General features: G+C 55.3%; 10 protein-coding genes. 2 read left to right on the forward strand and 8 right to left on the reverse strand.

Going from position 1 to position 12120, the window contains the following annotated elements; genetic code table 11:
- Nucleotides 1-147: 147 nt before the first annotated feature.
- The 3 genes from KQI26_RS14290 to KQI26_RS14300 all read right to left on the reverse strand — a co-directional run bounded on the left by KQI26_RS14290 (nt 148) and on the right by KQI26_RS14300 (nt 5219).
- Nucleotides 148-597, reverse strand: a complete 450-nt coding sequence (locus KQI26_RS14290) for an Hsp20/alpha crystallin family protein (protein ID WP_216504935.1) — start codon at nt 595-597, stop codon at nt 148-150.
- Between the two features lie 192 nt (nt 598-789).
- The gene (locus KQI26_RS14295; protein ID WP_216504936.1) at nt 790-4083 is read right to left on the reverse strand and encodes an SbcC/MukB-like Walker B domain-containing protein; all 3294 of its coding nucleotides are present in this window, start codon (nt 4081-4083) and stop codon (nt 790-792) included.
- A complete protein-coding gene (locus tag KQI26_RS14300; protein ID WP_216504937.1) occupies nt 4071-5219 on the reverse strand; it encodes an exonuclease SbcCD subunit D in 1149 nt (382 codons plus the stop codon). Before KQI26_RS14300 ends, KQI26_RS14295 begins: the two co-directional genes overlap by 13 nt.
- A gap of 133 nt (nt 5220-5352) precedes the next feature.
- Between KQI26_RS14300 and KQI26_RS14305 the strand changes: the two genes are divergently transcribed.
- Entirely contained in the window at nt 5353-5829 is a 477-nt protein-coding gene (locus tag KQI26_RS14305) for a hypothetical protein (RefSeq protein WP_216504938.1), read from the forward strand.
- A gap of 230 nt (nt 5830-6059) precedes the next feature.
- Here the strand turns inward: KQI26_RS14305 and KQI26_RS14310 are convergent, their stop codons facing one another.
- The 4 genes from KQI26_RS14310 to KQI26_RS14325 all read right to left on the reverse strand — a co-directional run bounded on the left by KQI26_RS14310 (nt 6060) and on the right by KQI26_RS14325 (nt 11025).
- Nucleotides 6060-8213, reverse strand: coding sequence for an ATP-dependent helicase (locus KQI26_RS14310; RefSeq protein ID WP_253292881.1), 2154 nt, complete (start codon nt 8211-8213; stop codon nt 6060-6062).
- The gene (locus tag KQI26_RS14315) at nt 8182-8886 is read right to left on the reverse strand and encodes an SDR family oxidoreductase (protein WP_216504939.1); all 705 of its coding nucleotides are present in this window, start codon (nt 8884-8886) and stop codon (nt 8182-8184) included. The genes KQI26_RS14310 and KQI26_RS14315 overlap by 32 nt, the downstream gene beginning before the upstream one ends.
- A 2-nt stretch (nt 8887-8888) precedes the next feature.
- Nucleotides 8889-9929 carry an alcohol dehydrogenase gene (locus tag KQI26_RS14320; protein ID WP_216504940.1) on the reverse strand — a complete coding sequence of 347 codons (1041 nt, stop codon included), beginning with the start codon at nt 9927-9929 and terminating at the stop codon, nt 8889-8891.
- Nucleotides 9930-10002: 73 nt separating this feature from the next.
- The gene (locus tag KQI26_RS14325; RefSeq protein WP_216504941.1) at nt 10003-11025 is read right to left on the reverse strand and encodes a rod shape-determining protein; all 1023 of its coding nucleotides are present in this window, start codon (nt 11023-11025) and stop codon (nt 10003-10005) included.
- Between the two features lie 299 nt (nt 11026-11324).
- On the opposite strand from KQI26_RS14325, the gene KQI26_RS14330 reads away from it, so the two are divergent.
- Complete coding sequence (locus KQI26_RS14330; protein ID WP_216504942.1) at nt 11325-11525, forward strand: hypothetical protein; 201 nt, start codon at nt 11325-11327, stop codon at nt 11523-11525.
- A 75-nt stretch (nt 11526-11600) separates the two neighbouring features.
- Here KQI26_RS14330 and KQI26_RS14335 read toward each other — a convergent pair.
- A partial coding sequence (locus KQI26_RS14335; protein WP_216504943.1) for an IS3 family transposase occupies nt 11601-12120 on the reverse strand: 520 nt, incomplete at its 5' end.

Consider the following 12120-nt stretch of genomic DNA (forward strand, 5'->3'; position numbering starts at 1 on the left):
CTACGACCAGCTTCTTGAATTCCGGCGTGTATCGTTTGTTTGGTTTTCCTCTTGACATAATAAATCACCCCATCTGTTAGATAGTATATCATACTGTCTAACAAATGGGGTGCAGTTCAATACGGCCGGGGCATTTTCATCCAAAAGTTATTCGATGGCGATCTGTTTGCGGCCTTCGGGCAGCTGCATATCCCGCTTGGGGATGCGAATGCGAAGCACACCGCTTTCATAGGAGCACTTCACTTCATCCGGGCGAATATCACCCACATAGAAGCTGCGGCTGCAGGAGCCGGAATAGCGCTCCTGACGGATATAACGGCCCTTCTGATCCTTCTCATTCTTCTCATCCTGCTCACTGCTCTTATTAGCCGTGACGGTGAGATAGCCGTCCTCCAGATGAGCCTGCACATTGTCCTTATCAAAGCCCGGCAGGTCGATGGCGATGCTGTATGCATCTTCCTCTTCCTTCACATCGGTCTTCATCAGGTTCTTGGCCCTCTTGCCATAAAGCGGATTCTGTGTGCTCCAAAAGTCGTTGTCAAAGGCGTTTCCAAAGAACTCATCAAACAAATTTTCACCAAAAATACTGGGCAACATAAATCATTCCTCCATTCGATACGATGTAAAGTCGTGCCCGCTCAGAGGTCTTATTCAGGCCTTCTTTTTTAGTACACCTTTATTATAGTCTGTTTTTTAGCACTGTCAAGGTTAGAGTGCTAATATTCACAAATGGGTAAAACTCTATAAGAAAAAAGTTCACAAACCATCGGAAGGCCTGATTTTGCTGCTCTATAAAACCAGTTCCACCCGACTGCCGCCGGACCGGTCCTTTTTCACCATGACCTGTTTTTCGATTTTTTCTTTCAGCGAAGCCACATGGGAAATGATACCCACCAGCTTTTTCCCTTCGGTGAGGCTGTTCAGCGCCTGGATAGCCTGGGCCAGGGATTCTTCGTCCAGCGAACCAAAACCCTCGTCCACAAACATGGTATCCAGCCGCACACCGCCGGAAACCGACTGAATTTCATCGGACAACCCCAGGGCCAGGGACAACGCCGCCTGGAAAGACTCGCCGCCGGACAGACTGCGTACGCTGCGGCAAGAGCCGTTATAGTGATCGATCACTTCCAGTTCCAGACCGGTCTGGCTCCGGTTATTTTCCCCACCAGCCTTGCGCCGCAGCTCATATTGATTGCCGGACATCACCAAAAACCGGCGGTTGGCCCGCCTGATGATCCGGTCAAAAAAGGTCATCTGCACATAGGTCTCCAGCATCACCTTTTCCTGGCCTCTCAAGGAACCATTGACGGTGTCGGAAAGAGCCGCCATCCAGCGGTACCGCTCTTCCCGCCGGGCTAGATCCCGGGATTTATCCACAACCTGTTCCCGTATGGTTTCATTGGTCTGCATCCGGGTGCGGATCTGCTGCTGCCGCTCCAGTTTTTCCTGCCGCTGCTGGGTCAATACCTGATTTCTTTCTTCCAGGGTCTTTCGATCGGCATCGCTTCCCTGACGCAGCAGCTCTGTCAGCTGCCGGAGAGCCGCTTCCAGCTGTGTCAGACGGGTTTGCTGCTGGCGATTATCCTGCTCGGCCTGCAACAGGGCCTGTTCCATCTCTTCCCGCTGCCGGCTCAAATCGGCATGATGGGCTTGAGCCTGGCGCACATCGGGGAAGCGCAGCTGTCCGGCCAATGCAGACACCTGCCCGGCCACTCCCTGCCGTTCGGCCTGGGCCTGAGCCAACTGCGTGCCTGCTTCTTCCTTTTCCCGGATCAGCTGATCCCGCTGCTGGATGCTGTCCTGTATTTTTCCTTCCAGGACTTCCTTCTGCCGCATCTCTTCTTCCCGCTGTTTCACCACTTGCTCCAGCTGACAAAGGGCCGCTTTCTCCTCCTGCAAACGCCGCAGGATCACCTCTTCGGCATCCAGTAAGGGACAAGTCTCTCCCTGGTCTTCCAAACGCCGTTTCAGATCCCGCTCCAGCTGCCGCTTCTGCCCTTCCAGGCTCCGGCGCTCCAGCTGGAGCCTGTGCAAGGCCTCTTCCCGCTCCTTTTCCCGGATCAGATTGGCCTGACGCCGCTCTTCCAGCCCTTTCAGATGCTGCTCCATCTCCTGGCGCTCTTGCTGCCGCCGGAGAAGTTCCTGCTCTTGCTGTTTGAGAGCTTCCCGTTGCCTTTGAACCTCTTCTTTCCAGCCTTTCAGCTTTTCCCGTGCTTGAGCAGACGAAGCTTTTTCATCCCGCTGATGAAGGGCCGCTTCCAGCCGTTGCTGCCGCTCCTGAACCAGACTCTTCCACTGTCCCGCTTCCAGGCTTCTTTTCGACGCCTGCTCCTGGGCTTTTTCCAGCGCTGCTTTGGCCTGCTCCACCTCTTCCTTGGTAGGAGCCTGAGGGGACAAACGGGCCGGAGTCGGATGCTGGAGAGCGCCGCATACCGGGCAGGGTTTTCCCTCTTCCAGTTCCTGAGCCAGAAGCCCGGCCTGCTCGGCCAGAAAAGCCCGGTTTTTCTCCTGGTATTGGGCATCCCGCTGGGACTGCACATTCCAGGCCTCCTGGTATGCCTGCTGGGCCTTTTTCAAGGCGCTTTCCGCCTGTTCCCAGTCTTGAGCCAACCCTTCCAGCTGCCCCAGGCTCTCTTCCTCCTGCCGGGCCTGGGTTTGCTGAGCCAGCAGCCGCTCCTGCAAGCTTTTCAGCACAGCCTCTTCCTGATAACGCCGGGAAAGTTCCTGCTGCTTTTGTTCCAGTTCTTCCCGCGTCTTGCCATCCGCCTGGCGTTGCTCTTCCAGCTTTTCTTCCTGGGCTTTTCCCTTGCCGATCTGCTGGGCATAGCCCTCCCAGGTTTTGCGGTCCTGCTGAATTGCCTGCCAGAGCGCCTGACGGGTCTGCGCCTCCCGCTGCTCTCCCAGCGCCTTTTCCCGCAAAGCGGCCGCTTCCTGTAAGGCCGCTGCCTGCTGTTTCAGCTCTTCGGCCTTGCGGCTCACAGCCTCTTGCCGATTCTGAAGCTCCCCTTGATGCGCTTCCAGCGCCTGGGCCTTTTCCTCCAAGGCTTTCAGCTGATTTTTTCCTTTTTCCAGCTGTTGATAGGCCGGAAGTTCCCCTTCCAGGGCTTTCAACTGGCCAATGATCTCCTGCCGCTGGGGCGCCAGCTTCTGCTGTTCTTCCAGGCACTTCTGGGCCTGCGCCGCCTGGGGCCGCTGCTCCTCCAGCTGCTTTTTGGTTTCTTCCAGCTGTTTTTGGGCCTTTTCCCGCTCTTCCGCCTTGCCCAGCTGGGCGTTGACCTGGGCCAGCTGCTCTTCCAGCTCTTTCAGCTGACTGCTCAGCTGTTCTTCCCGCCGTCGGTCCTGGGAAGAAAGTCGCTCCAGCACATCCACTGTCTCTTCCAAAGGCAGCTGATTCTGCCGGGCCTGCTGAGCCTGATCCGCCAGGGGATCTCCTTCCTCCCACTGGATGCCCTCCACATACTGGCGCATACTTTGCCGGGCCTGCTCACATTCCTTGCCTTCCTGGAGAGTCAGAGCCTTGATTCTGTCCTGGAACACCATATAATACCGGGTCTGGAATATTTCCCGGAAAATTTCCTGCCGGCTTTTGGTGTCGGCCAAAAGGAGCTTGAGGAAATCTCCTTGGGCGATCATGGCGATCTGAGAAAATTGGTTTCTGTCCAGGCCGATAATCTGAGTAATGGCCGCAGTGATTTCCCGTGGGCGGGTGATGATGCGCCCATCGGGCAAATGCAGCTCCCCTTCCGCCTTTTGGGTGGTCATCCCTTCGCCACGCTTGGCCGGGCGCTGGTATTCCGGATTGCGGCGCAAAGTGTATTTCTGGCCTCGATAAGTAAATTCCAGCTCCACAAAGGTGGGAATCTCCGGGCTTGCATACTGGGAGCGGAACATGGAAGCATCCCGGTTTTGCCCGCTGGGTTCCCCGTACAATGCGTAGGCGATGGCATCAAACAAGGTGGTTTTCCCGGCCCCTGTGTCTCCGGTGATCAGGTAGAGCCCTTCTTCTCCCAGCTTTTCCAGTTCTACCACCGTTTCCCCTGCATAGGGTCCAAAGGCCGACATGGTCAATTTCAGCGGTCGCATGGCTCATCCTCCCAAATTTCTTCCATCAGCCCCAAGGCAAAAGACCGCTGGGTCTCCTGCATAGGCTGGCCATTTTGTTTTTCATAAAATTCTTCCAGCATCGCCAGAGGGCTTTTCTCCTCCGTTGGCCCCATCTCTTCCCACTGGGCCTGGTTCTGGGTGCGCCGGTTGTCATAGCTCAGCTTCATCAAATTGGGATAGATCAGCCGCAGTTTGGCCGCCCCATCGGGCACATCTTCCTCGTCGGTGAGGATGATGTGGAGATAATCTTCCCGAAAATCCTTTCCCTCGTAAAAATCCCGCAGGGTCACTTCTTCATAACTTCCCCGGATCTCCCGCAAATCCCGCAAAGGCATCAAAGGAATGGTGCGGATGGATACATTCCCTTTTTCCTCCATCTCCACCACAGTCACCGACTTTTCATGGTTTGCTTCCGAAAAGGAGTACTTCAGGGGCGTACCACAATAGCGAATGGTAGCCTTTCCCACCTGCTGAGGGCCATGGATATGTCCCAGGGCCACATAGTCAAAGGGGGCAAAGACAGAGGCGTCCACATTGTCGCTGCCTCCCACGGAAAGTTCCTCCGATTCGCAGCGGGCAGCGCCGGTGACAAACTGATGGGTCACCAACACATTCCGCCTTCCTTCCTCCACTCCCAGATGGTCGATGGCCACCCGGAGTGCATCGGTATAGCTTTCGATGGTTTCCTCCGGGAAAAACCGGCGCACATGAACCGGTTTCAAAAAGGGCAGCAGGAAAACATCCACCGGCCCGTGGGCATCCTGGAGGGTAAAACGGCAGGGATTTCCATCATACACCGGCGCCAGATGAACGCCGCTCTGCTCCATCAGCCGGCCGCCAAAAGCCAATCGCTCGGGGGAATCATGGTTGCCGCTGATGAGGAAAACCTGAGGCCCCAGCCGGGATAGGGACACCAGAAAATCGTCCAGCATCCCCACCGCTTCGGCCGAGGGCACCGTTTTGTCATACACATCCCCGGCGATGAGCACCCCCTGGGGTTCTTCCCGACGGACAATCTCCAGAATCTCCTTCAAAATATAGGCTTGATCCTCCACCATGGAAAAGCCGTTGACCCGCTTTCCCAGATGCAGATCGGACAAATGGATCCATTTCATCTGTTTTCCTCCCTCTTTTGGCTGAATTCTTGCTATTTTTTTATTATACCGGGGGCGAAAAAAAGCTGCAACCCTGTTTGTCTTGCTTTTTTACACTGATATGATATATAATATCACAAGAGGAGGTGGAACCATGAAGCAGCGCAAGAAAACAATTATCCTTTTGATTTTATCGCTTTGTGCGGCCCTGGCCCTGTTTTACCGGCGCAGCCTTTCCCTCCAGCAGCTTCTCCCCGGCCTGGATTTGTCCCAATGTACCAGCATCACCCTGCAAGGAGATTTCTATAAAGAAAGCCCTCGGGAAAGTGTGGCCTATAACCGAACCTTCACACCAGAAAATAAAGAATTTGAACAGATCCTGGCCCTTTTAAAACAGGCCGAGTTCCGCCGCAGCCTATGGGGCCTGATCCCCAACAAAGGCACCCGCACCCATCCGCTCCAGACCGGCGATATCCGGTGGGAGATCCACTGTGTTTTCCCCGATAGCAGCTTGCGGGTGCATAACTTTTTCGGTGATTTCACCCTCAGCTTCCAGGAAATTTCTTCTCTTCCGGTCGCTCCTGTTTCTTCCCAATGGGCGGATGTCGTGACAGCCATCATAACAAAATAAAAAACGCCTTTTCAGGCGTTTTTGAGCGTGTCGAAAAAGTGGCTTAGGCCACTTTTTCGAGTTTTTGCAAGGGGCTGTATGCACGCCTTTGGCGCACACTTGCCCCTTGAGAAGTGCAAAAAGCCACGCACAGGTCGCGGCTTTTTGCGGATTTATAAGGGTAGGGCGGACGACCCTTTTCGTTATATAGGTTTTTCGACAGTCTGAAAAACGCCTTTTCAGGCGTTTTTTTATTTTTCCGGTGCAAATTGTCCCAGCCCCAGCGTGGCGGCCAGAGAGAATGTCCGTTGGCTGCCATCTAGAAAGGCCACGGTGACCAGGTCTCCTTGTCGGTCTGCAATGATCCCCGGCCCAAAGCGCCGGTGGCTCAAAGCCGCCCCTTTCACATAATATTGCTCTGCTCCAGCAGGCAAAACCTGCGGCTTTTTTTCCAGGGCCGCGGGACGCTGGGCCATCGTACCCGGCTTTTTGCTCACCGTAGGTCGGAGAGCAGCAGGAGCCCGGGAAGGCTTCTTCACCGGAAAGATCTCCTGGCTGAATGTGGACTCCATCTCCGGATGTCGGAAACGGAACACCTGAAGCCGGTTCCTGGCCCGGGTCATCGCCACATAAAAAAGCCGCCGTTCCTCTTCCCAGGTTTTCCAGGCTTCTTCATCCTCCGGTTCCGGCTGGCCTGTCCGCGGGAAAATGCCGTCGGCCACATCCATCAGGATCACCCGGTCATATTCCAGGCCTTTACTGGAATGAATGGTAGAAAGCACAAAGGGACAATCCGGCTCTCCCCCTTGCCGCACCAGGTCCTCCAGCTCTCCCAAGCGCCGCAGCAGATCCATAGGGCTTTTTTCCATCGTCCCCAAAGATTCTAAAATCTGAGCCTTTCCCGATTCCATCCCCTGGCGCTGCAAATACTCCCCATATCCCATAAACCGGACAATACGGTACACTGCTTTGTCCCCCGGCTCCAACAGCATATGATCCAGATGGGTTTGCAAAGCCCGGCACTGGCGTCGGGTGAAAGCAGAAGCCTGGGGATTTTCCGCCAGTCGTTCCAAAATGGTGCCCTTTCCTTTTTGCGTTGCCGCCTCCTCGGCGTCCTTTTTCCGGATGCCTGCTCCCAATTTATAATAGATATTCAAAAACAACGCAGAGGATTGAGGGTCCTGGGCAAAACGAATGATATTGCTGATATCCTGCACCACCCGACTGGTGAAAAAGGCGCTGTCCACCTGGCGGCACCGATAGGAAATCCCCTTCCGGACCAGCAGGTCAATGAGAGGCAAAGCGCTTTCATTGTCCCGATAAAGTACCGCCGTCTCCTCCTGGCAATCCTGGGCCACCTGCATCAGGTAGGAATATTGTGCCCTTCGATTGGCCAGGGAAATGCTCTCCACCGCCAGCCCCGCCGGACGCACCGCTTCCATGTGTTTGGGGTACCGGTCCCGGTTCTTTTGGATAAAGTTTTGGGCAGTCTCCACAATCTGCGGAGTGGAGCGATAGTTTTTCTCCAGATAAAGCACCTTGGCCCCTTGATATCGTTTAGAAAACTGAGTCAAGGCCTGGGGATAGGCCGCGCGAAAGCCATAAATGCTCTGGTCTTCATCCCCCACCAAAAAGATGTTTTTCTCTTGCCCAGCCAGAAGATCCAAAATGGCATGCTGGATCTTGGAGGTATCCTGGGCCTCGTCCACCGAAAGATACCGGTATTTGTCCTGGAAGCGAGCCAAAACTTCTGGATACCGCAGCAGGATCTGGCGGGCATAGACCATCTGATCATCGTAGTCCATCTGCTGACGCTGACGGAGGGTTTGATCGTAAGTTTGAAACAGGGCGGGAAAATCCACTCCCTCCACCTCCACCGTTTCCAGCTCTTCCCGGGTGAGCATCTGGTTCTTAGCATAGGTGATGGCGGTCTGAAGGGCCTTGACGGTGCTTTCCGGCACGAACTCCTTTTGTTGTCTGCGACACAGTTCTCCCAAAAGGGCCCCCTGGGCCCCGGTGTCCTCCAGCAAAGAAAACGCCTGCCGCCCAAGCAGCCGTTCATAGGTGCGGATCACCCGGCTGCACAGGCCGTTGATGGTGCGAAACTCCAGCCGACTTCCCATCTCCTGCCCAAAGCTGCGGCAAAAACGGGCCTTCATATCCCTGGCGGCCGAGACGGTATAGGTGACGGTGAGGATCTGCTCCGGGGGAATCTGCTTTTCATAGACCATATACCCCACCCGGCTGACCAGCACGGTGGTTTTGCCGCTGCCCGGCACGGCCAGCAGCAGCACAGGCCCTTCCACACTCTCCACTGCCGCCTGCTGCTGAGGATTGAGAGAAAGGCCAAACCGACTTTGAAACCGCTGAAGATCAGCCATGGAAACGCCAGCCGCAATCGTCATGATAGATCATCTGATGGGTCATGCCGCCATCGATGCAAATATTTTCCCCTGTGATGAATCCGGCCTTGTCCGAGCAAAGGAAAAGCACCATCTGGGCGATGTCCTGGGGCGTTCCCACCCGCCCCGCAGGGTGCTGCTTCTCATCGGCCCCGAAGAACTGGGATCCGGTGGTGTCGATCCAACCGGGGGAGATGGAGTTGACCCGGGCTTTGTCCCGCAGGCTCACCGCCAAGGCATGGGTGAGAGCGGCAATTCCCCCTTTGGCGGCGGTATAGCTTTCGGTGAAAGGCTGGCTCATCCGATCCCGGCTGGAGGAGATGTTAACAATGCTGGCTCCTTCTCCAAAATAGGGGAGCAGCAGTTGGGTCAGATAAAAAGGCGCCGCCACCCCCACCTGAAGAGCCTGGTTGAATTGCTCCCAGGTGCAGGTATCGATGCCCAGGAACAGGGGTTTTGCATTGTTCACCAGAAAATCCACCCGGCCATAGGTCTGAATAACCTTTTGGGCGAACCGCTCCAGATCTTCCTTTTTCCCCACATCCCCCTGGAAAAAATCGTTTTCCAACAGATCAATGGTACAGACTTTAGCCCCCTGCTTTGCAAACTCCTCACAAATGCACCGGCCAATGCCCTGGGCGCCGCCGGTGACCACGGCTACTTTGTCCTGAAACATAGTTATTCCTCCATTTGGATGGCCACCTTAATGACCCCGTCTTCCCGGTTTTCAAACACCTCATAAGCCTTTTCAATCTCCCGCAAGGGGAAATTGTGAGTGATCAGCGGCCGGGTGTCCAGTTTGCTCTCTGCGATCAGCTGGAGAATGTCATCCACATGGCAGCCATCCACTCCGCCGGTCTGGAAGGTGAGGTTTTTGCCGTACATCTCCGGCAAGGGCAGCACCTGAGGGGCATCATACAGCGCCACCACCGTCACCACTCCATTGGGACGGGCACATTTCCAGGCCAGCTGGAAACTGTCCTCCGTCCCGGCCACTTCCAGCACCCGTCCGGCGCCGCCGTGGGGAGTATGAGCCTTCACAAATTCTTCGGCCTCCTCTGGCGCCACGGTGAGCACCTGGGGATAGTGCTCTTCCACAAATTTTCGCCGCTGAGGATCTTTTTCACACACCATCACCACTCCTGGCTGATGCAGCAGCACACATTGCAACGTGCACAGTCCAGTGGGGCCTGCGCCGATGATGAGTACCGACTCCCCCGGTTCGATCCCGGCGATGTCGGCAGCCCAATAGCCGGTGGCCAGCAGATCTCCTGCCAGCAAAGCCTGCTCATCGGATACCCCCTGTGGAATATGGCTCAGCCCTTGGTCTCCATAGGGCACCCGCACATATTCCCCCTGGCCGCCGTCGATGCGGCAGCCCAATGCCCATCCCCCCTGGGGATCGGTGCAGTTGTTCACATACCCCTGGCGGCAGAAGAAGCATTTTCCGCAGAAGGTCTCCACATTGACGGCCACCCGGTCGCCAGGAGCAAATTTTTGTACCTTCTCCCCCACTTCTTCCACAAGGCCCACCATTTCATGGCCCACCGTCACCCCAGGCACCGCCCGAGGCACTGAACCATGCTTGATGTGCAGATCGCTGGTGCAGATGCTGGCCAAAGTCACCCGCACCACCACATCCTCCGGCCCTTCCACATGGGGCCGGGGTTTTTCCAGGAGGGCAAACCGGCCCTGTTCCACATAAGTATAGGCCAACATATCCATTTCTCCTTTTCGCCCATATGTCAAAAGCCCGGCCCCTTCCCAGGGACCGGGCCTTGTGCCGTTTTTCTTACATCATCTGCCGCCGCCAGGACAGGTTCATGGTGCCGTCCTGCATCACCGACAGATTCTCCAAAGTTTTGCCAGTGCCCAGAGCCACACAGGAGATGGCGTCGTCGGCCACACGGGTGGCAATGCCGGTCTTGGATTCGATCAGCTTGTCAAAGCCATAGATCAGGCTGCCGCCGCCGGTCATGACAATGCCGTTTGTGGCAATGTCGCCCACCAGTTCAGGAGCGGTGCGCTCCAGCACGAAATGTACCGCCTCCACAATCTTGGTGGACACTTCTTCAAAGGCCTCCAGCAATTCAGTGGAAGTGACGGTGAACACCCGGGGCAGGCCGGTCATCAGGCAGCGGCCCTTGACCTCCATGCTCACTTCCTCTTCCCGGGGATAGACACAGCCAATGGTCATTTTCAGCTCTTCTGCTGTGCGCTCACCAATAAGCACATTGTGCTTGCGGCGCACATATTTGACGATGGCATCGTCGAACTTATCGCCGGCCACCTTGATGGAAGTGCTTTCCACCATGCCGCCCAGGGAAATGACGGCCACATCGGTGGTACCGCCGCCGATGTCCACGATCATGTTGCCGTCGGGCTTGGAGATCTCGATCCCGGCGCCGATGGCAGCGGCCACAGGTTCCTCGATGAGATAAACCTTCCGGGCGCCGGCCTGGGTGCCGGCGTCAATGACGGCCCGCTCCTCCACCTCGGTGATGATGGAAGGCACACAGATGACCACATTGGGCTTGAACAGACGGAAGCCCAGCACCTTGTGGATGAATTCCTTGATCATTTTCTCCGTCATTTCATAATCGGAGATGACGCCGTCCCGCAGGGGGCGCACAGCGATGATGTTGCCCGGGGTACGGCCCAGCATCTTCTGGGCATCCTCACCGATGGCCAGGATCTTGCCGGTGGACTTGTCCACCGCCACAACAGAGGGCTCGCACAAAACGATGCCCTTCCCCTTTACATAAACCAGTACGGAAGCCGTACCCAGATCAATTCCGATATCGCCTGCTGACATATCTTTCCCGCTCCATTTCTCCGGCCGCCTGCTTTCAGAGCCCGTCCCCGCTGCCGGGTGGGGTCTGGGCGCCCATTTCTCCAAATCTTCACACAAAACCACAGTCGGTTTGTTCTTTCCATAGCTCTTTTTATTATACCCAACCAGAATCATGTTTTCAACACATTCTTTTGATTTCTTTGTCGAAAAAACGCTCAAAAGGGTATGCACCCAGCTCATTGTTTCTAAAATTTTAACATGCTATGATAAAAATGAAAATGGACGCCTCCTTTTCATATTTTCTCAAGGAGGTACAGATCATGCAACAGTGGAAAAAGTCTATGTTGGAGGTCCAATCCTGGGGCACCGGTCCGCAGGCGGAGAAAGCCAGAGCCGCTCTGGTCAAAGACCAGGCCGTAAAGACCGTTGTCAAGCATGCCGCTGTGGGCGGCATCGTCGCCGGCCCTGCCGGAGCGGTGGTAGGTGCAATCGTGGGAAAGGCGAAAAACGACGCCAAATAAGCTTTTTCCCCAAAGAGGGACAGGAAAATTGAAGTGACCCCAAAAAGTTAGACAATATTTTGAAGTAAAAATTGTTCAAGCAGCCGAAAGGGCTTGCTGTCTGTGAATTGCAGGCAGCAAGCCCTTTAGCTTTGCCTTGATGCGGCGGTTGTTGTAGTAATCCAGATATTCAACGAGTTCCTGTTTGAAGTGCTCCATGGACTGAAATTTTTGCAGATATAGCAGCTCACTTTTGAGCAGCCCAAAGAAATTTTCTATCACAGCATTGTCCAGACAGTTCCCCTTACGGCTCATGCTCTGCCGGATGCCTTTCTCTCGGAGCATCCGTTGATACTGTTTATGTTGGTACTGCCAGCCCTGATCAGAATGGAGAATGAGGTTTGTTCCGTCCGGAATTTTTGCAAATGCCTCGTTCAGCATGGTCGTCACCATGCTGAGCACAGGACGATCCGATATGGTATAGCTGACCAGATCGTTGCTGTGCAAATCGAGAATCGGGGACAGATAGAGCTTTTCTCCGAACAGGCTGAACTCCGTCACATCGGTGACCCACTTCTGGTTCGGCCTGTCCGCATGGAAGTCCCGGTTCAACAGA

The organism is Intestinimonas sp. MSJ-38 (assembly GCF_018917925.1).
Lineage (GTDB): Bacteria > Bacillota > Clostridia > Oscillospirales > Butyricicoccaceae > Pseudobutyricicoccus.